At 34.4% G+C, this 21,124-nt stretch carries 19 protein-coding genes; 11 read left to right on the top strand and 8 right to left on the bottom strand.

From position 1 onward, the window contains the following. Positions 1-22 precede the first annotated feature (22 nt). Positions 23-850, top strand: coding sequence for an alpha/beta hydrolase (locus tag K6119_RS01475; RefSeq protein ID WP_221834275.1), 828 nt, complete (start codon positions 23-25; stop codon positions 848-850). Positions 851-905: 55 nt separating this feature from the next. Here the strand turns inward: K6119_RS01475 and K6119_RS01470 are convergent, their stop codons facing one another. Continuing rightward, positions 906-3,095: a glutamine synthetase III family protein gene (locus K6119_RS01470; protein ID WP_221834276.1), complete on the bottom strand. Its 2,190-nt coding sequence runs from the start codon at positions 3,093-3,095 to the stop codon at positions 906-908. Positions 3,096-3,399: 304 nt separating this feature from the next. Between K6119_RS01470 and K6119_RS01465 the strand changes: the two genes are divergently transcribed. Next, the gene (locus K6119_RS01465) at positions 3,400-3,849 is read left to right on the top strand and encodes an Hsp20/alpha crystallin family protein (protein WP_237828074.1); all 450 of its coding nucleotides are present in this window, start codon (positions 3,400-3,402) and stop codon (positions 3,847-3,849) included. A 115-nt stretch (positions 3,850-3,964) separates the two neighbouring features. Here the strand turns inward: K6119_RS01465 and K6119_RS01460 are convergent, their stop codons facing one another. Then, positions 3,965-5,683 (bottom strand): hypothetical protein, encoded by a 1,719-nt coding sequence (locus tag K6119_RS01460; protein ID WP_221834277.1) that lies wholly within the window; start codon positions 5,681-5,683, stop codon positions 3,965-3,967. An 89-nt stretch (positions 5,684-5,772) separates the two neighbouring features. On the opposite strand from K6119_RS01460, the gene K6119_RS01455 reads away from it, so the two are divergent. Both K6119_RS01455 and K6119_RS01450 read left to right on the top strand, forming a co-directional pair. Continuing rightward, positions 5,773-6,345 carry a hypothetical protein gene (locus K6119_RS01455; RefSeq protein ID WP_221834278.1) on the top strand — a complete coding sequence of 191 codons (573 nt, stop codon included), beginning with the start codon at positions 5,773-5,775 and terminating at the stop codon, positions 6,343-6,345. Positions 6,346-6,389: 44 nt separating this feature from the next. Beyond that, positions 6,390-7,115, top strand: coding sequence for a DUF4328 domain-containing protein (locus K6119_RS01450; RefSeq protein ID WP_221834279.1), 726 nt, complete (start codon positions 6,390-6,392; stop codon positions 7,113-7,115). Here K6119_RS01450 and K6119_RS01445 read toward each other — a convergent pair. Next, on the bottom strand, positions 7,112-7,543 hold the full coding sequence (locus tag K6119_RS01445) for an NUDIX domain-containing protein (protein ID WP_221834281.1): 432 nt from the start codon (positions 7,541-7,543) through the stop codon (positions 7,112-7,114). The genes K6119_RS01450 and K6119_RS01445 overlap by 4 nt on opposite strands. 86 nt (positions 7,544-7,629) lie before the next feature. Between K6119_RS01445 and K6119_RS01440 the strand changes: the two genes are divergently transcribed. The 6 genes from K6119_RS01440 (at position 7,630) to K6119_RS01415 (ending at position 16,477) form a co-directional block, all read left to right on the top strand. Continuing rightward, positions 7,630-9,273 carry an acyl-CoA carboxylase subunit beta gene (locus K6119_RS01440; RefSeq protein ID WP_221834286.1) on the top strand — a complete coding sequence of 548 codons (1,644 nt, stop codon included), beginning with the start codon at positions 7,630-7,632 and terminating at the stop codon, positions 9,271-9,273. A gap of 3 nt (positions 9,274-9,276) precedes the next feature. Further along, positions 9,277-9,915, top strand: coding sequence for a phosphatase PAP2 family protein (locus tag K6119_RS01435; protein WP_221834288.1), 639 nt, complete (start codon positions 9,277-9,279; stop codon positions 9,913-9,915). Positions 9,916-9,988: 73 nt separating this feature from the next. Beyond that, the gene (locus tag K6119_RS01430) at positions 9,989-11,554 is read left to right on the top strand and encodes a hypothetical protein (protein ID WP_221834289.1); all 1,566 of its coding nucleotides are present in this window, start codon (positions 9,989-9,991) and stop codon (positions 11,552-11,554) included. A gap of 136 nt (positions 11,555-11,690) precedes the next feature. Further along, the gene (locus K6119_RS01425) at positions 11,691-13,649 is read left to right on the top strand and encodes a SpoIIE family protein phosphatase (RefSeq protein ID WP_221834290.1); all 1,959 of its coding nucleotides are present in this window, start codon (positions 11,691-11,693) and stop codon (positions 13,647-13,649) included. Between the two features lie 54 nt (positions 13,650-13,703). After that, entirely contained in the window at positions 13,704-15,818 is a 2,115-nt protein-coding gene (locus K6119_RS01420; RefSeq protein WP_221834292.1) for a tetratricopeptide repeat protein, read from the top strand. A gap of 59 nt (positions 15,819-15,877) precedes the next feature. Next, positions 15,878-16,477 (top strand): hypothetical protein, encoded by a 600-nt coding sequence (locus K6119_RS01415; RefSeq protein WP_221834294.1) that lies wholly within the window; start codon positions 15,878-15,880, stop codon positions 16,475-16,477. On the opposite strand, the gene K6119_RS01410 is transcribed toward K6119_RS01415, so the two are convergent. From K6119_RS01410 to elbB, 3 genes are all read right to left on the bottom strand, one after another. Next, positions 16,468-17,247, bottom strand: a complete 780-nt coding sequence (locus tag K6119_RS01410) for a class I SAM-dependent methyltransferase (RefSeq protein WP_221834296.1) — start codon at positions 17,245-17,247, stop codon at positions 16,468-16,470. The two genes, K6119_RS01415 and K6119_RS01410, sit on opposite strands and share 10 nt — an antisense overlap. An 89-nt stretch (positions 17,248-17,336) precedes the next feature. After that, entirely contained in the window at positions 17,337-18,026 is a 690-nt protein-coding gene (locus K6119_RS01405) for a T9SS type A sorting domain-containing protein (RefSeq protein WP_221834298.1), read from the bottom strand. A 6-nt stretch (positions 18,027-18,032) separates the two neighbouring features. Next, complete coding sequence (elbB, locus tag K6119_RS01400) at positions 18,033-18,713, bottom strand: isoprenoid biosynthesis glyoxalase ElbB (RefSeq protein WP_221834300.1); 681 nt, start codon at positions 18,711-18,713, stop codon at positions 18,033-18,035. Positions 18,714-18,762: 49 nt separating this feature from the next. Between elbB and K6119_RS01395 the strand changes: the two genes are divergently transcribed. Next, the gene (locus K6119_RS01395; RefSeq protein ID WP_221834302.1) at positions 18,763-19,164 is read left to right on the top strand and encodes a thiol-disulfide oxidoreductase DCC family protein; all 402 of its coding nucleotides are present in this window, start codon (positions 18,763-18,765) and stop codon (positions 19,162-19,164) included. Here K6119_RS01395 and K6119_RS01390 read toward each other — a convergent pair whose 3' ends face one another. Further along, positions 19,165-20,382 (bottom strand): ABC transporter permease, encoded by a 1,218-nt coding sequence (locus K6119_RS01390; RefSeq protein WP_221834304.1) that lies wholly within the window; start codon positions 20,380-20,382, stop codon positions 19,165-19,167. Beyond that, positions 20,379-21,122, bottom strand: coding sequence for an ABC transporter ATP-binding protein (locus tag K6119_RS01385; RefSeq protein ID WP_221834306.1), 744 nt, complete (start codon positions 21,120-21,122; stop codon positions 20,379-20,381). The genes K6119_RS01390 and K6119_RS01385 overlap by 4 nt, the downstream gene beginning before the upstream one ends. Positions 21,123-21,124: the final 2 nt, after the last annotated feature.

Genomic DNA, 21,124 nt, shown 5'->3' with positions numbered 1-21,124 from the left:
ATTACTTAGCCGTTCAACCTTTATGAATCTAAAATCATTTTTACTTCTCTTAACTTTATTGCCTTTCTATATTTACTGCCAAAGCAGTGTCAAAATTGACTCTACAAAGTCCCTTAACATAGGTGAATCAGTTTACTTCTATTCAGAAGTATTAAAGGAAAATAGAGAGGTTAACATTTACTTGCCCAGCAATTATCATCCTGACTCCAATAAAACATATTCAGTTATTTACCTATTAGATGGATCAATCCAAGAGGATTTAATTCATGTATCCGGAATTTTTCAATTTGCTTCTTTTCCATGGATAAATATGGCACCCGAATGCATTATTGTGGGTATCAGCAATGTTGATCGTAAAAGAGATTTCACATTCCCCACCACCATTGAAGCGGATCAAAGAGATTTTCCAAGCAGTGGCGGTTCTTCAGCATTCATCAAATTTATTGAAACAGAACTTCAACCATTAGTAAACGACAAATTCAAAACAAATGGCAATAATACCTTAATTGGCCAATCTCTTGGAGGATTATTGGCCACAGAAATTCTATTTAAAAACGGAAATCTATTTAACAACTATATTATTGTTAGCCCAAGCTTGTGGTGGGATAATGAATCTTTACTAGAATTAATTCCGGTAGAATACCTTCGTATTAACCATGTTCATATAGCTGTTGGAAATGAGGGAAAAATAATGATTAAGGACGCAAAACAACTTTACAAAAAGCTGAGTAAAAAATTGAGCAAAGAAAATCTATCTTTTGCTTATTATAAAGAACTGGATCATGGGGACGCTCTTCATCTTTCAGTATATCATGCTTTAAAAAAGCTGTTCGCTACAAAAAGCGAATAAAAAAAGCCCGAATTCTATGTTAAAATCCGGGCTTTCAAAATTGAATTAACCAATATTATTTAGTGAACAACAATTCTCTCAATTTAGGAATTGGCCACATTTCGTCATCTACCATGATCTCTAACTTATCTGCATGGTATCTGATTTCATCAAACATAGATTTCACATTATCGCAATAAGCGTAAGCTTTTTCACGAGTATCATCCATTTCTCTAGCTTTTTTACGCTCATCAATCATCAAATTCACCTTATCATTTAAGTTGTTAACGTGCTTTGAAATTGACTTTATAAAGTTGATTTGTGTTCTTGCTGCTTCTCTACCCTCTTTCTCTCCAAGTACACTAATCAATCCTTGAACGTTTTTAATCAATACATTTTGATATTCAAGTGCTGCAGGCATGATGTGATTTTTAGCCAAATCACCAATCACTCTCCCTTCAATTTGAAGTTTTAAAATGTAATTTTCTAACTCAATCTCGTGTCTAGCCTCAATTTCTCTCTCACTTAATATTCCTAATTTTCCAAACAATTGTTTTGATTCTTTTTTAGACCAAACATCAAGGGCTCTTGGAGTATCTTTTAAGTTAGACAAACCTCTTTTCTCAGCTTCTTTAACCCATTCATCACCATATCCATTACCTTCAAATCTAATTTTCTTAGATTCTTTTATCAGCACCTGAAGCTCTTTTAAGATAGCCTCATCCTTTTTCTCACCTTTTTTTATTCTAGCATCAACAGTCTTTTTGAAGTCAATTAACTGATTAGCCATGATGGTATTTAACACCAACATTGCTTGTGCACAGTTTGCTGATGACCCAACAGCTCTAAACTCAAATTTATTCCCAGTAAAGGCAAAAGGAGAAGTTCTGTTTCTATCAGTATTGTCCAATAATATTTCCGGAATCTTTCCAATATCCAACTTCAACTTAGTCTTGTCTTCTGGTGTCATTTTACCTGCCTTGACGTTTTTCTCTAAATCATCAAGCATTTTTGTAAGCTGACTTCCAATAAACACTGAGATAATAGCAGGAGGAGCTTCATTTGCTCCAAGTCTATGATCATTTGATGCCGAAGCAATTGCCGCTCTTAGCAAATCAGCATTGTCGTGAATAGCTTTAATTGTGTTTACAAAAAATGTCAAGAACTGTAAGTTGGATTTAGGATTTTTTCCAGGCTGCAATAAATTCACTCCGGTATTTGTTCCTAAAGACCAGTTATTGTGTTTTCCCGATCCATTGATACCAGCAAATGGTTTTTCATGCAACAACACTCTAAAGTTGTGTTTTCTTGCAATCTTTTCCATTACATCCATCAATAATAAGTTGTGGTCATTTGCCACGTTAACTTCTTCAAACATTGGTGCACACTCAAATTGATTTGGTGCTACCTCATTATGTCTGGTTGTTACAGGAATTCCTAAAAGGTGACTCTCATATTCAAATTCTTTCATAAAAGCTGTAGCTCTTTCAGGAATAGAACCAAAATAATGATCATCTAACTGCTGCCCTTTGGCTGGTTCATGTCCAAAAACTGCTCTACCTGCTAACACTAGATCTGGACGTGCATTATATAAAGCACTATCTACAAGAAAATACTCTTGTTCCCACCCTAGTGTAGGCTTAACTACAGAAACATTTTTGTCAAAATACTGACACACATCTGTAGCGGCATCTCCTACAGCTTGCAATGCTTTAAGTAATGGCATTTTATAATCCAATGCTTCACCTGTATATGATATAAATACAGTAGGAATACAAAGAGTTTTACCTATTACGAAAGCCGGAGATGTTGGATCCCAGGCTGTATAACCTCTTGCTTCAAATGTATTTCTAATTCCTCCGTGCGGAAAAGAAGATGCATCAGGTTCTTGTTGAACCAATAAATCTCCTTCAAATCTTTCAATTGCCTTACCAGCAGAAATTGGCTTGAAGAATGAATCATGTTTTTCAGCAGTTGAACCAGTCAAAGGCTGAAACCAGTGTGTATAATGCGTAGCCCCTTTAGAAATTGCCCAATCTTTCATTGCTGTAGCAATTTGATCAGCATGTGTTCTATCTACCGGAGTACCATGCTCAATAGCTGACTTAACTACTTTATACGCATCTTCAGTTAAGCATTCGCGCATCTTGTCAAGATGGAAAATGTTTTCACCAAAATACTCTGAAACTCTTCTTTCAGGATCTTTCATGACTTGAGGAATTCTATTTAACACCTCGTCGAATGCTTTTTCTCTAGATTTTGACATTTAAATATGATTTTATCTATTTTTTTGGCAAAGGTAGTATATATTTTAGGGGTCTCATTAAATAAAAGTCATTTTTTTATTAACATACCCCCTATTTTTTTATACCTATTATTTTAAAAAAGTATTTATTTTCAATAAACACCCTAATTATTAGCACCCCATCTTTATTTTGTCACCTTTTTATTAGTATTTCAGTCATTATGGCATGCTGAATTTTCTTTTTCAGCCAATATGTCATTAAAATTGTATTGGTACAGCATTTGAACTATGCAAACTGAATTTGAAACCAATAAAAAATTTAGATATGACTTTAAGAAGAATGAACAAGCCGTTTACAGTAGCAAATGAATTCGATCAGTTTTTTAATGATTTTTTCTTTGCTCCGGCAAACACGATCAAAGAAGGAAAAAGAAGATTGTTTGGCGAAACACCAGCAGTCAATATTCAAGAAGGAGAAGAGGGTTACAACATTTCAGTAGCTGCTCCCGGAATGAAAAAAGAAGACTTTAAAATAGAAATCAACGAAGGCGTTCTTACTATTTCAAGTGAAAAAAGTGAAGAAAATGAGTCTTCAGCTGAAAACTATACCAGAAGAGAATATAACTACTCTTCTTTTGAAAGAAAATTTACAATGCCTGAAAACGCTCAGGAAGAAGAAATTAAAGCTGCCTATACAGATGGAATACTAAAAATTGAGATTCCTAAAATGAAAGAAGCAGCAATAGAGAAAAAGAAATTGATTGAGGTTTCATAAGGTAATACCGGTCGAAATCTAAGTAAGCCGGTCATTTTTCATAGTTTGATTTAGTTAAAAAAAGCCCGACCAGAAATGGACGGGCTTTTTTTTATCTTTTTAAACAAAGAGCTTATTAGTGTGCTTCTTGTTTTAAATCTTCCTCTAATTTATCAAAAGAATCTTCAGTGTCCTGCAAAGCATCTTCTAACTCAGCCTCCATATCCGGATTAGACATTTTCTCTACATCAGCTAAAATTGCTCCAACAGCCTGAGTTAATAAATACAAAGAATTTTTAGAACCATCTTTCATTTTCAAAGTAAGGCTCCCTCCTTCTAAATCCAACACCATTCTGAATGAATCAAACATTCCTGCTATTTGTTTTTGATCATCCTCAACAGACTCCATAGAAGACAACTTATTCAAATTAGCATACATTGTGATTGGCTTTTGTTGTAAAACACCCTCAGGGTTCTTCACCTTTTTAGTTGTACCATTCACAACCATATTGGTCCAAGAACTATCATTTGAAGCAAACAAAATAGCATCAGTTAAAAACACAAACGCCTCACCAGAGTGGATAACACCATTTGGTAACAACTCCATTGTTGCTTTATTCATAGCCGCTTCCTCTTGACTATTCATGGCAACATCTTGTTTAGCCATGATCTCTGCTATCTTATTTTCGATCAATCCTTTATCACTAACAGCTAATACAATTCCGAAAATACCTTTATCGTTTTTAACTGTAATGGGCTCATCATAACCAAAGTCATAAACTTCTTCTTGTTTAATCACTTCGTCTACCATTACTACAAATTCTCCAGTCAATGCTTCTTGAATTTCGTCAATGCTCATTCCTGAATTTTCCATGTCTTCAAACATTTCTTCAGCATCATCCCCATTCACTTCTTTCATATAATCAACTCCACCTTGAATATCCATGCTGTACGCCATAGTCATCAATGGATTTTCAGTTTTACCGAAGTTCAAAAGCTTGTCATCAACTCCCTTATCTGCAAGGAAATTTAATTTTTCTTTAAGGTCTTCGCTAAAATCTGCTTCAATCTCCATATCTACACTTCCATCATTAAAGTTGATATACATATCGCAAAGAGTTCCTTTATACAAGTCTTTTACAGCTTCTTGACTTGGATCTTTTGGTTGATCAGAGAAAGCTTCTCCAATTTCCATCATTGCACCCATATATCCGTAAAATCCTTCACCATCAAAGTGGATAGCGATATCAGCATCCTTTTGTAAAAAAGCTAACATTTCAGGATCTGCTTCTCCTTCTTCAGCTGAAGCAATGATTCGAATTAACTTTTTAACCTTCTTATCACCATTATCTTTACCTCCACTGAATAACGCCATTAATCCCGATTGTACGTCAGAAATAATTGCAAACTCTTCATTCCATACAACACAGTATTGCTCTTTTTCTTTAATCGCATACTTCATCCCATCTTCTTCCTTAATATCCGCATTAGCTTCTACTTCTAAAAGCTCTGTAAACACTTTTTCATCTTCAATTTTGAAGATTCCATAATAACTAGGTAAAAATGATTCTCCTTCACCTACAACTAATTGTGCTTTAGTATTGTAATCAATCCCGGTTAATTCTTTTCCTAGAAAAAAGCTAATCACTTGATAATAGGTATAAGGCAAAGTACCTTCTTCCATTACCTGTGATTTATCCATCAAGGTTTGCACATTCATATTTGCCACCAAAAATGGCGATTCAATTTGTTGAATCATTATGGCAACCTTTTCTTCTCTGGTTTTATCCTTTCCGCAAGATACAGCTACAACTGTAAGGGCAACAAACAAAAGGAATTTACTTATTCTTTTCATCTCAATTTTTAATTCTTTTTTAGTGCTTCAAAGTTAATCAATTATGCTTTGTTTATACCTAAAACAGGATTATCTTTGCAAGTAAGTTTATGCATACAATTGAACCATATTATAACTGGAGAGGATTTTATGTTGCGTCAGAGGACATTCAATCCCCTTTTTATGGCCGTGAATACTCGGAATTTGAATTCACAGATGCCATTTATAACTACTGTATTCACCCACAGTGGGATAACATTGGGTCACCTTCCCTTTTTATTAAAATATTGTTTGCAGATTATGATGAAGGGTTTTGCATAATTGAGATGTTTGGAGAATGGAATGATGTAGTTCAAAATGACATTATGATTTTCAAAAGAGATATAGTTGAAGCACTGATGGAATGTGGTATAAACAAGTTCATTCTTATCGCAGAAAACATTCTCAACTTTCATGCAGACACTGACGACTATTATGAAGAATGGTTTGAAGAAGTAGAAGACAATGAAGGTTGGATTGCTGTAATTAATCTAAGAGATCATGTCCTTCAAGAAATGCAAACCATTAGCATAGATTCTTATTTTGTGTTAGGTGGTGAATTAGAGGATTTTAGCTGGAGAACCATGACTCCCCAACAATTCTATAGCTCAATAGAAAGGTATGTTTTTAAGCGACTAGCTTAAAATTTCTTTTATTTTTGACGATATAAATCTAATCATTTAACCCAATGAAAAATGTTCTTGACAACCAACAAAGAGCAAAAAACGTAACTATTGCCTTTTACATTTTAATAGCTGCTCATCTGGTTTCCATTGTTTCTGATTATTTTGAATATCAGCTTTTATCAAAAGTTTTTTTCTCAATGGAAGAAGCTACCAGTAATGATTTTAGACAAATATTAGTTGCCATACTCTTATTAGGAACAGCAATCGGTGTTATCATCACTTTCATACAATGGTTTAGACGAGCATATCACAATCTACACAAAGCTGATGTAAAAGGATTGACCGCTAGTGAAGGCTGGGCAGCAGGAACTTGGTTTGTACCTATTTTAAATTTATTTAGACCTTACCAAATAATGCGTGAAATTTGGGTAGAAACTCGTCAGTACGTTAGAAAAAATAAGCCTTCAGAACTTTCAGACATGGAAGAAAGTAATTATCCATCTGTTAGTATAATAGGAATTTGGTGGACTTTATGGATCATATCTTATTTGCTTGGAGTGGCAACAACACAGATCAGTAGAAACAGTTATGATATAGAAAGTTTCAAAACAGCAGATATTCTATCTATCAGTCAATCAGTTGTTGAAATCATAAACATTTTTGTCATCCTTAAAATCATTAAAGAGTCTCAAAAGATGCAAAACAAATTCATGATTGCTTGGAGAGAAAGAGATAATGAACATTCAGAAGATTTTGTTATAAGTGAAAGTGATGACATATTAGATTAATTATTCTTCAACTTCTCTGCTACAATTTTATCTATTGGAAATGTAAAAATTGAAGGATCTAGTTTTTCAATTTCTAGCCATTCAAATATTTGCTCCCCATCCGGAGTATCAACAGGTTTGTCAATAATTATTTGATCTATTTGATTGCTTGTCATCCAATAGTAAAATGATATAAGCTGATCTTGAGGGTTAAATCTTGATATTTGTATAAAATCATTGACGTAGAACAACTCACCTACTTCAACGGTTATTCCCATCTCTTCTTGAATTTCTCTTTGTAAGCAATCTGCAAGACCTTCGCCGAATTCATGCCCACCTCCCGGAAATTTCAACATATCAATACCCATCCTATTTTCTCTGGTGACAAGAATTTTTCCATTATGCTTCAACAATCCGTAAACTCTGATGTTATAATTAGTAACTGACATTATAGAGAATAAATAATCTGCAATGTAAATATAAAATCTATGGGCAAACCACTATATTTGGAAGCCTATATTTCATATGTTTTTCTATGGCTATTAAGAAAGAAGAATTAGAATTCAACAAGAACGAAGACGGAATCAAGTTATTAATCTCTGATATGGAGCGTAAGCTCAAGGTAGTTTATGAAGGAGGAGGAAAAAAGAGAATTGAGAAACACCATTCAAAAGGTAAACTTACCGCCAGAGAGCGAATAGAAAAACTTATTGATGAAGGAACAGAAACAATAGAAATTGGAGCCTTTGCAGGAGAAGGAATGTACAAAGAGCATGGAGGATGTCCTGCCGGAGGTGTAGTGATAAAAATTGGTTACGTAAGTGGACGCCAATGTATAATTGTAGCCAATGATGCAACAGTTAAAGCAGGAGCCTGGTTTCCAATTACCGGTAAAAAGAATCTAAGAGCTCAAGAAATTGCCATGGAAAATCATCTACCTATTATTTATTTGGTAGATAGTGCAGGAGTTTACTTACCAATGCAAGATGAAATTTTCCCGGATAAAGAACATTTTGGTAGAATTTTCAGAAACAATGCGGTAATGTCATCAATGGGCATCACACAAATTGCAGCAGTAATGGGAAGCTGTGTTGCAGGTGGAGCTTACCTTCCAATCATGTCAGATGAATCTTTGATTGTCAATAAAACCGGAACTATCTTTTTAGCGGGATCATACCTTGTAAAAGCAGCCATAGGAGAAAGCATTGACAATGAAACTTTGGGCGGAGCAACAACGCATACCGCCATTTCAGGAGTTTGCGATTATAAATCTGAAAATGATGAAGAATGTCTTCAAACTATTCGTGATTTAATGGATAAAATTGGAGCAGCAGAATCTGCTGGTTTTGATAGAAAAGAAAGCAAAGCTCCAAAGAAAAAACAAGAAGATATTTATGGAATCTTTCCAATAGACAGAGCGAAACAGTACAATATGTACGACATTATTGATCGCCTGGTGGATGATTCTAAATTTACTGAATACAAAAAAGATTACGGACAAACGATCATCTGCGGATATGCAAGAATAGATGGTTGGAGTGTCGGAATTGTTGCCAATCAAAGACAGGTAGTAAAAAGCGCCAAAGGAGAAATGCAATTTGGTGGGGTAATTTACACTGATTCAGCAGACAAAGCTGCCAGATTCATTATGGTTTGTAATCAAAAAAACATTCCGTTAGTATTCTTACAGGATGTAAGTGGATTCATGGTTGGATCAAAATCTGAACATGCCGGTATTATTAAGGATGGAGCAAAAATGGTTAACACCATGTCTAATTCAGTGGTTCCAAAATTCACTGTAATTTTAGGAAATTCATACGGTGCAGGAAATTATGCAATGTGTGGAAAAGCTTACGACCCAAGACTAATCGTATCATGGCCAACTGCTGAATTAGCGGTAATGTCAGGTGCGTCTGCTGCAAAAACTTTATTGCAAATTGAGGTAGCATCTCTTGAAGCAAAAGGTGAAAAAGTAGATGAGAAGAAACAAGATGAATTGTTCAACAAAATCAAATCAAGATATGATGAACAAATCTCTCCATATTATTCAGCAGCCAGACTATGGGTTGATGCTATCATTGATCCTTTAGATACCAGAAAAGTGATTTCAATGGGAATTGAAATGGCGGATCACAAAAAAGCAGATCAACGTTATAATGTTGGTGCATTACAAACTTAATTCATGGATTTAATCCGAAGAATGCTCCCCTACTTTGTGGTTTGTATGTTATTTGTACTTACCCTGGGAATTTTGTTAACTATTGCAGACAAAAAACTGCTGCACCTGTCAACGAACGCAATGGTTGGAGGAAACTGGGATTCATTTTTCAAATACCTTACGCATGTAGGAGATGGATTAATTGCGGCAATAGTGATTGTGACTATTCCTTTGATTAATCCTAAAACTTATCTTCCAAACTTTGCATTGGGAATGTCAACTTTTGTCATCTCAGGTTTACTAGCCCAATTCTTTAAACGTGTTATTTTCAGTACTGCCAACAGACCGATTAAAATTTTTGGTGCAGAAAATTTAAATCTGGTTGATGGAGTTTCCATGCACGGAAGCTATTCTTTTCCTTCAGGCCATTCAACTGCAGCTTTTGCCTTGTTTACGTTTTTAGCATTTTACTTTAGAAAAAACTCTAAAATGCAAGTTATACTTGGTTTCCTAGCCGTCTTAGTAGCTTTTTCACGCGTTTACCTTTCTCAACACTTTTATGAAGACATCTTAGCCGGTTCTATTTTAGGCATAGCAGTTTTCTTTTTATGTCATTGGTTGTATGTTAAATACGTCTTCAAATCTGATCAACTAAAGGCTTGATTCTACTTGAATCAATATTTATAACTAGCTTTATAAGCTTACAACTAAACTTAAATTTAACTCAGAACAAATTATGAGAAAGTTATTTCTAATGAGCTGTCTATTGATGTCAGCTTTAACTTTTGCTTACGAAGTAAATTTTGGACCTGCAGAAACATCTGCAAAAAGAAATAGAATTCAGTTACTTGGGCAGATCAACGGTAAAATCTACGTTTACAAATTCAGAGCCCTACCACTTGGTGTAGAAAAACACACTTTGCATCAATTTGATCCACAAACGCTTGAAATTGCTAATGAAGTTGATTTAGACATTAAGAACAAGAATTTTGAAGGAATGCGAATTTTTAATGGTAAAATTTTGATTTTTCAAACTGAAAAAGATAAAGATGCCGGAACAGTGAATATGTATTATGATGTTTACGATCATAAAACCATGTCACCAGTTAAATCAAACATTCAGGTGGCGCAATACGAATTCCAGAAAAAATTATTCAATAGATACGGTAGCTTCAGTATTCACTTATCAGAAAAAGAGACAAAGTTTGCAGCTTATTATAATATGCCTTATGAAAAAGGTGCTGAAGAAAAATTTGGTTTCTCAATCTATAATGAAAATGCTGAAAAAATGTATTCAGTTGAGGCTAAGCTTCCTGTGAATGATGAGCTAATGCATTTGGGCGGACCACACGTATCTGATAAAGGAACATTCTATATTTCAGCTACTGAGGTAACAGAAAAATCATTTTTTGGAAGACCAAAAGATGTAATTCACCATATCTACAAAATAAACGATAAAGGTGAATTAAAAGATTACAAAATTGACCTTCCTAATAAATACATAAGTCAGTATTCATATAGCACAAATGAAAACGAAGATCTTATTTGCTCAGGGTTATACGGAAACAGAGACAATAGAACCAGTGGTGTTGATGGAGGTTTTTATCTAAGAATTGACGGAAGCACAGGTGATATTGCTGAATCTAGCTTTAAAGATTTCCCTTTAGATTTTATCACTGCCGGGTGGAGTGACAGAGCCAAGGAAAAAGCTGAAAAGAAACAAAGCAAAGGAAAAGGAAATCCTACTTTATATGAGTATGATGTTAGAGATATTGTTCCATTGGATGACGGAGGAGCAGTATTGACAGCAGAACAATTCTACATCAGAGTAGTAACAACACGTGACCCAAATACAGGAGCTACCAGAACTACTTATTATTACTATTACAATGATATCATAGTAATGAAACTAAATAAAGAAGGTAAGTTTGATTGGTATGCAAAAATCCCTAAATATCAAGTTTCTACAAATGATGGTGGATACTTTTCATCTTTTTCATTTCATGTAGGAAATGGCAAGCTTTATTTTATGTTTAATGACAACATGAAAAATTATACAAAAGGTAATGTTGTTGGAGGTAAAACTTATGCTGCCTCATTTGCAAGTAATAAGAAAAATGTTACTTCTCTTGTTGAGATGAATATCTCTGATGGGAAATACACGAAAAATCAACTTTTTGGTAAATCAGAACTAAAAACAATTGCGGTTCCAAAAATTTATCATTCTGACAGAAAAGAAAATGTTCTTTTCATCTACGGTAAAAAATCTAGACAAGAAAGATTAGGAAGAATCAAGTTCTAAGATTTCTTCTGAAATTATACCTAATAAAGAGACTCCCCTACTTTGGCGGAGTCTTTTTTTATCCCATTAGGATTCAAATCTCTAAAACAGAAAAGAACAAATTTTAGTATCAGATTGCTATCTTTAGCATACTCGAATGAACAAACTTATTTTATTCATATTAGGTCATTTAATTGCCTGCATTTCCTATTCTCAGGACCTGGAAAAGCTGGATAGTTTAGAACAGGCATTTCAAAATGAAAATGATTCAGAAAAGAAAGCCCGGTTAGCAATAGAAATTGCTCATGAGACAAATCATGTAGACAATGATAAGGCCGAGAAATATGCAGTTATTGCTATCAACCTGGCTGAAAAGACTGAAAATCCTGAAATAATTGCTGAGTCAAAATCTGTACGTGCCATGGTTTATGGTTCAAACGGAAATTTTAAAAAATCAGTTGAACTAGAGCTTGAAGCCTTACACATTTATGAAGAACTAAATGATTATAGAAAAGTTGCCAGTACTACAAACAACATTGCAAATGCTTATTTAGGAATTGATGACTATGAAAAATCTGAAGAATATTATAAAAAATCATATGATGCAGCAATAATATGTCGTGATACAAATGCCATGGCTGTTCCCTTGGTTGGCATGTCAATACTTTATGAGCAGGAAGGTAAAACAGAAGAAGCTTTAAAAAGAACTTCTGAAGCAGCAGGATTGTTTGAGTCAATCAATAGAATTGATGCTATGATTGTATGTTATTTTAATGCTGCAGATTATGCCTATTCTTTAAAAAGACATGATGAAGCTGAAAATTGGCTTGAAAAAGCACGAAAGACTAATGAATTAATTGGCAACAAATACTACAGTGGCAGTATTAAAATGATGGAATCAAGATGGGCTGCAAATGATAAAAAATACAATGAAGCTATTATCAATGCGAATCTGGCCATTGAGGATTTTAAATTTATTAACGCTCAATTAGACGTTAAACGAGCTTACAAATCGCTCTCTGAAATTTATGCAGATGCCGGGAAATACCGAGACGCCTATCAAACCATTTTAAAATTTGATGAGTTAAAGGACAGTTTGAATGAGGTTAATCAAGCTAAAGCCATGGAAGAAATGAACGCCAAATATGACAAAGCTAACAATGAGAAAAAAATTGCAGCTTTAAGTCATCAGGCCGCTTTAAGTGATTTGGAAAACAAAAGCAGTAAGCGACTTTTGAATTTTGCTATTGGTGGATCAGCAGTATTATTAGTTCTGGTTATTGTTGCACTTAACGCCTATTTTCAAAAACAAAAAACCGCAGCTGTATTGGCAGACAAAAACATGATTATTGAAGAAAAGAACAGAGAAATTCTTGATTCAATTCGCTATGCTAAACGTATTCAAAATGCCATCATACCATCAGATGATATTGTCAACAGATATTTAGCCAACAGTTTTGTTTATTACCGTCCAAAAGATATTGTTGCCGGTGATTTTTACTGGATGGAAATTATAAATAATAAGATCTTATTTGCGGTTGCTGATTGTACAGGACATGGAGTTCCGGGAGCAATGGTATCAGTGGTATGCAATAATGCATTGAACAGAGCGGTGAGAGAATTTAATTTGGAACAGCCAGGAAAGATACTTGACAAAACCAAAGAACTTGTTGTTGAGACGTTTAGTAAGAGTAAAGAAAATGTACGAGATGGTATGGACATCACTTTATGCTGCTGGGATCCAAAAACAAATGAAATTGAATGGGCCGGAGCCAATAATCCTTTGTATATTATCCGAAAAGAAAGTGAGGAGTTAGAAATAATTAATCCTGATAAACAACCAATTGGACAATTTGAAAACTCATATCACTACACTAATCACAAGGTAAACTTATTTACCGGTGACACCCTTTACCTCTTCTCAGATGGATTCGTTGACCAGTTTGGCGGACTGGAAGGCAAAAAATATAAATACGCCAGATTTAGAAACTTCTTGCTTTCACATTTTAAAAAGAATATGAAAGAACAACATGATTTATTTGAACATGAGTTTCTAAGTTGGAAAGGGGAATTAGAACAGTTAGATGACATTTGCATTATTGGAGTTAGAGTCTAATTATCGTTTAATGCACTGTTTGTCTATATTTGCAATACTATAAACCAGTACACATTGCGTCATTTTTTTGGCTATTATTTCATTTTTTTGTGGATTATATTCAATAATCCTGCTCAACTGTGGAGTCAAAATTTTGCAGACAAATCTTTCTATCTAATTGATTCTCTTGAATATGAATCTTTGCCAGAAGTTGATCAGGAGTTACTGGACACCCTACTTACAAAGTACCATTCTGCAGAAGATGATTCTATAAAGTTGAAACAAATTCAGTTCATTGTTGACCGCTGTTGGAATCCACTTGTTTGGCCAAAGTATAATGAATTCATGCTTAATGAGTCAATTAATAAACTGACTTACGAAACAAATGAGCAAAAAAGAGATCAATTGACTTATTTTTTGGCCGGAGCTGTAAGTAATATTGGTTTTTATTATGATGAGAAAGGTGAACTTATGCGTTCATTGGATTATTACCATAAAGGATTAGAACTTTATGAAAGCATCCACAATAAAGAAGGAATCTCAACCAACTACAATAATCTGGGAGTTATTTACAGTATCATTGGAGATACCTCAAAGGCTTTGGAATTTCATAGTAAGAGTTTAGCATACAAAAAGGAAATAGGTGATCAAGAGGGTGTTGCCATGAGTTACAATAACATTGGTACTATTTATGAAAACTCGCATCAACCATTTAAAGCTTTGGAATATTATGAAGCCAGTTTGAAAATCAGACAAGAAATCAATGATGTAAGAGGAATTGCCATGTCTTATGACAATATCGGTGACATTTATTTTGAAGAAGAAATTTATGGCAAAGCGCATCAATACTATCAAAAAGGATATCAACTGTGGTCTGAAGCTCAAATTGAGGTAGGTATTACCACCAGTCTTAATAATCTTTCCAATGTTTATTTACAAATGGGCAATCTTTCAGAGGCAGAAAATACTGGACTACAAAGTCTTGAAATTGCTCAAAAACTTGGATTTCCTGCAGACATTGAAAATTCTTCTCGCACCTTAATGCAGATATATAGAGCTAAGGGTGATTTTGAAAAAGCCATGAAATATGCTGATTTGTATATGGATATGAAAGACAAAGTTAAAAGTATTGAGAGCACCCAATCTGTCATGAAAAAGACCATGCAATATGAGTATCAAAAAATTGCCTTAAAGGACAGTCTTGAACATGCCAAAGAAAAAGAAGTACAGGAAGTAAAAATAAAGGAGAAAGAAACCCAGAACTATGCTCTTTTTGGAGGACTTGGATTACTGTTTGTTCTTTTCTTAGTAGTCATTAGATCATACCAACAAAAGAAAAAAGATAACCAGAAAATTAATGATCAAAAGCAAGAAGTTGAATCACAAAAAGAAGAAATTGAAAAGCAACATGTAGCATTGGCATCAACTCATAAAGAAATTTCTGATTCAATAAGTTACGCCAAAAGAATCCAAGATGCTATATTACCTTCTAACGAAGACATGCAAAAGATTTTAAATCAAGGTTTTGTATTTTTTGCTCCAAAAGATGTGGTTTCAGGTGACTTTTATTGGATGACCCAAAAAGGTGATACTACTCTATTAGCTGTTGCGGATTGTACCGGACATGGAGTTCCGGGAGCAATGGTATCAGTTGTATGTAATAATGCTCTTAATAGAGCGGTAAGAGAATTTGATATCACCCAACCTGATCAAATATTGAATAAAACAAGAGGAATTGTTATTGATACGTTTGCAGCTACTAATAGTGTTGTAAAAGATGGAATGGACATAGCATTGATCTCATTAAAAAAGAACAATGACAGCACAGTTTCATTGAATTTTTCCGGCGCAAACAATCCACTTTATATTGTAAGATCAAACAGTGAATTAGAGGTATTAAATGCCGACAAACAACCTATCGGTAATTTTGAGAAAGCTACTGATTTTAAACTTCAAGAAACCCTACTAAACACGGGGGACACCATTTATCTTTTCTCTGATGGTTTTATGGATCAATTTGGAGGACCGGATGGTAAAAAATACAAACATGCCAGATTCCGAAACCTAATAATTGATAATCAATCCAAATCAATGACAGAAATTGGCCAGATTATTGAACAAGAATTCAAAGATTGGAAAGGTGATTTGGAACAGTTAGATGACATTTGCGTGATTGGTGTTAGATTTTAATTCCTTTAAAGTACAATCAACGAGTCTTTTTCATACCTTTCATTTAAAGAAAAACACACATGAAACCTATTGCATTTTTATTAGTATTGTTGAGTTTCAACAGTTTTAGTCAGGACGAAGAACAAAGAATAAAAGATATCAGAAAATGGTATGCTTCAATTGAATCACAATTGGAAAATTGCAGAGTTGATACTTTACAAGACTTTAATGATAGTGAATATGTTATAGGAGGATACGTTGAAGTTTTCGGATACTTTGATACGATATCAAATTCTTATATAAAATTTGAAGAGCAAGCCTCATATGATTGGGCATATGCCATTACATCCTATTATTTTCATGAAGGTCAGTTGTTTTTTATCTTCACAGAAGGAAGTGGTCCGGGAGAAATGTATACAGCAGAAGAATTGGAGATAACAGAAGAAGAATTATGGAACCGTGGAGGTGAAGCAAAAACTATTGTAGCTTTTGAAGAACGTTATTATTATGATAGCGACGGGAAATGTATTCGCAAACTTCATAAAGAAAAAGAGTTTCCTTCAGAAGAAGAGCCTGATTTATCAGAAACAGTTAATGAAAAGGAGTCTGTGGATGATAAAGACAATACACTCATTTATCAACACGGACTTAGAATGTTGCAAGAATTCGTTCAGGACTGAGGCTTTCTAACAACGTACAGCAACTCTTCTTTTGGTATTCTGTAACGATTGAATTGCTCTTCAGGCATTTCTTTAGAGTAATCTACCACATCTACCTCAAATCCTGCTTCACGCAATCTATCAGGATAGTTTGTTCCATATAATCGAACATGATCATATTGCCAAAAGTGTTTCTCTCTTTCTTCCGGTGAAGTAATTGACCAATCTTCGTATGTGGTATTTCTAGTATGATCAATAGGAACCTGCATAATTCCCCATCCTCCGGGCTTCATAATACGCAACAATTCTTGCATACATCTCAAATCATCTTTAACATGTTCCATCACGTGATTACAGAAGATCACCTCATATTGGTTATCCTCTAAAGGAATGTCATGCAAATCAAAGTGCATATCAACAATTGGAGAAACTAAATCACCTGTTGTATACTTCAAATTCTTTTGATGCTTGAATTTCTTATGAAAACATTGCTCAGGCGCAATGTGCATTACACTGAGATTTTCTTTAGTAAAGAAATCAGTTTTTTCTTTCAGATAAAGCCACATTAATCTGTGTCTTTCTAAAGTTAAATCATAAGGACAAAGTACATTATCTCTGTGTTTCACCTTTGATCCGTAAGATAAAAATTTACGAAATGACTTTTCACAAACAGGACATTCAACATTATTTCCTTTGTAAAACAATGGAGCAAAAACTCTAAAAACATAACTCAACCTAATGAGCCATGGTCTTGGAATAGTGTTTAAAAGCCATTTGTATAATTTCTTCATCTCGATAAAAGTTGAGCGCAAAGATAATCATTCAATTCAAGTTGTAAGGATAATAAAACCAACAGCTTTTTATTTAAACTGGGTGAATACTAATTGACGATTGAAATCTTGAGCTTCTCCTCTACTTTACCGTCTTGATATCTCACAATGTAAACTCCCTTTTTTAAATCCGAAATAATTAAACTATTCTCGTTTGATTCAAGTTGTTTAACCAGCTGTCCAGACAAGCTATAAATTTCAATTTTCGGATTCAAACCACTGCTAGTCCAGCTTAATTGATTGGTTGTAGCATTGAATTGTAGTATTTGATCAGCATCTTCATCTTCAATATTTGCCCAGGCATTTCCTTGCGCTACCTCTATGATGTAATACAACCACAATGTATCTTCAGGAAAATCCACCGGAAACACTTTAAATTTCAACGTATCCGTATGAGCAAATGATTGATGTTGCACACCAATAATTAACTTGTTGTTCCATTCAGGCGGATTCAATAAAACGAAGTCTGAACTATCTAAATGCTGCACATCATCAAATGAATTGCTAGGATCTGTAAAATCTGTAATCCATAGTGTTGGCCAGCTTTGTGGCTCATGGCAAATCCATCTCATATTCAAATCCTGACCAGAATTATTGGTTAAAGCCAAATAATCATGCACGGGTCCAAAATCGGTAGTTTTACTAATTATTAATACAGTATCTTCAATGCCCCAGGTAGGAGTATTTACTTGTGTAAATCCAGTAAACGGCAATAATACAATTGAGATTAACCACTTCATAATTGATTACATTAATTTGATAGTAGCTTCTATCGCTTGTTTTACATTATTTCTAACTTCCAATATATCTGCATCCATCATGTAACAAGGTGCAGTAACTATATTATTTCCATGATCAACCAAAATCTCTCTTACGGTTTTCATTTCTGCTACAGCTCCAACACTTTCAATTCCTGCATTAAAACCCGGTATATCATATGGTGATGATTCAGCATCTGTTCCTAAGGTTAGGTTAGCATGAACATCTGACCCTTGAAGTGCCTTAGCAACAACTACAGGACTTACACATAATGCACAAATGGGTTTCCCTACATTAACCATATTAACTATTAACAGCTTTACTTTGGGGTCAATTTCTCCTTCAGGTCCTGAAAAAGCCCAAGTTGAAAAGTTCTTGGCTGATCCAAAACCTCCCGGAATTACTAAGGCATCAATGTCGCTTGGATTAATTTCACTGATTTCCTTAATATCCCCTCTTGCTATCCTGGCTGACTCCACCATTACATTCCTGGTTTCGTTCATTTCTTCTCCCGTAAGATGATTGACAACATGATATTGATTCTTATCTACTGAGATACATTGATAATCATGACCTGATTCTTTAATTGCCAACATAGCCATAGTTGCTTCATGTATTTCTGCTCCGTCATAAACTCCACAACCGGATAATAATATTCCAAATTTCATGTTTTCGTATTTTTATTCGTCTCCATAAAATTAAGTAATTTTGTAAGAGATGGAAACTAAGAAAGATCCAATAGTTTTTTATGATGGTGATTGTGGCTTTTGCAACACATCTGTGCAGTTTATTCTTGACAAGAGAAAAACGGATTTTTATTTTGTCCCATTGCAATCAGATTACGCCAAAGAAAAACTTGGTGAAAAGAATATCCAAATAAATCTTGATACCATTTATTTCATCAAAAATGGAAAACTTTACGATCGTTCTTCAGCAGCTCTGCAGATTTGTAAAGGGTTAAAAGGAGGCTATCCACTTATGATGGCATTTTATATCGTTCCTAAATTCATACGTGATGTTTTTTACAATGCAATCGCAAAAAGAAGGCATAAAATAAAAGACGCACATTGTGTTTTACCAACAGTTGAAGAGCGAAAGTTTTTTCTCAGCAACATTTAATTATTCATGCCTTAGAGCCTGAATCGGATTTAATCTAGCTGCTTTACGTGCAGGAAAATAACCAAACAAAACTCCAACCATAAACGAGAATCCAAAAGCTAATAGGATTGAATCTATTGAGACTATTGCGAGTACTCCAAGATATTTACTTGCTATCTGTGCTATTAAATGCCCAAGAAAAATACCTATCATCCCACCAATCAAACTCAGCACAATTGATTCGATTAAAAATTGAAGTAAAATTACTCGTGTTGGCGCTCCAATTGCCAATCTTAAACCAATTTCTCTGGTTCTTTCTGTCACTGAAACAAGCATAATATTCATGATCCCAATCCCCCCAACCAATAACGAAATTGAAGCTATCGCTGCCAACAAAAGTGTTAGAATCCCTGTAATAGAGCCCATAATATCCATCAGCTCTTTTTGAGTTTGAATGTTGAATAATGGTTCTCCTCCACTCTGCTTTTTGAGTTCGTTTATAAACAGATCATTTATTTGAGTTTTAGCTTCTTCCACGTCATCTTCATAATCTGTAGATGCCAATATTTGATGCGCATAATTTACACCTAGCATTCTTTTTTGAACTGTTTGAAACGGTGCTATGATCAGATTATCTCTATCCATTCCAAAGGTTCGTCCTTTTTCTTCTAACACGCCAATTACTCTGAAAGGAATTTTATCTAATCGGATAATTGAACCTACAGCTTCCTCTTCTGTATCAAACAATTCAAGTGCTACTGTTTTTCCAATCACGCATATTTTCTGAAAAGATTTACCGGTTTTAGCATCAAAAAGCTGACCGTCACTCACCATGTAGTTGTTAATTACAAAATAATCTTCATAAGCCCCTATTACATTTGTACGCATATTATTAGAGCCAACTACGACCTGTGATCTCGTTTGAACCAGGGGAGAAATGTACTTTACCTTATCACAGTTCTGAGAAATTGATGCAACATCCCTCTCTTTCAAAACATCCATATTAGCCTCATCAACCCTTACACCTCCTCTTCTATCAGGACCTGGTGAGATAATGATCATGTTTGTTCCCAATTTGCCAAGCTCAGACCTAATGCTTTCTTCAGACCCCTTACCAATTGCCATCATGCCTATTACTGATCCCACACCAATAATTATCCCCAACATTGTCAGTAATGATCTGGTTCTATTTCTGTTTATAGAACGAAAAGCAGACTTTATGAGATCAATGGCTTTCATTCAGCATACAGGTTTTTATACATTTCACTGGCATTGTTAGGATTTTCAATTTTTTCATCCTCTATAATGAGCCCATCTTGTAACACAACTTTTCTTTTTGAAAATTTCATGATATCAGGCTCATGGGTCACCATTACAATCAACTTACCCGAATTATTTAACTCTTGAAAATATTCCATTACCTGATAGCTGGTTTTAGTATCCAAATTACCGGTAGGTTCATCTGCAAAAATCACCACTGGATCATTAATTAACGCTCTGGCAATGGCAACTCTTTGTTGCTGCCCTCCTGACAATTCATTTGTCTTGTGATAGATTCTATCTCCTAAACCAACTCTGTCTAAAGCTTCTTTTGCTTTTGCTTTTCTATTGGCATATGAAAAATCTGGATTATAGAGCAATGGAAGTTCCACATTTTCAAGTGCTGTGGTTTTCTTAAGTAAGTTGTATGATTGAAAAACAAAACCAAATTTTCTATTTCGGATTTTTGATAATTCTGAAGTTTTGAGTTGACTTACATCCTGACCATCTAGATAATACTTCCCTTCTGAAGGTTTATCAAGACAACCTAAAATATTAAGCAAGGTAGATTTACCACTTCCACTGGATCCCATGAGCGAAATAAATTCACCGTTTTCTACTTGTAAATCAATCCCTCTTAAAGCTCTCACTTCGTTCACTCCAGGATTAAATACTTTGGTGATTCCTTCTGTTTTTATGACAAAATCTGAATTGCCCATCC

The organism is Paracrocinitomix mangrovi (genome assembly GCF_019740355.2).
Lineage (GTDB): Bacteria > Bacteroidota > Bacteroidia > Flavobacteriales_D > Crocinitomicaceae > Paracrocinitomix > Paracrocinitomix mangrovi.
The sequence above is the reverse complement of the archived record's forward strand: the minus strand, read 5'-3'. Positions and strand labels throughout refer to the sequence as shown.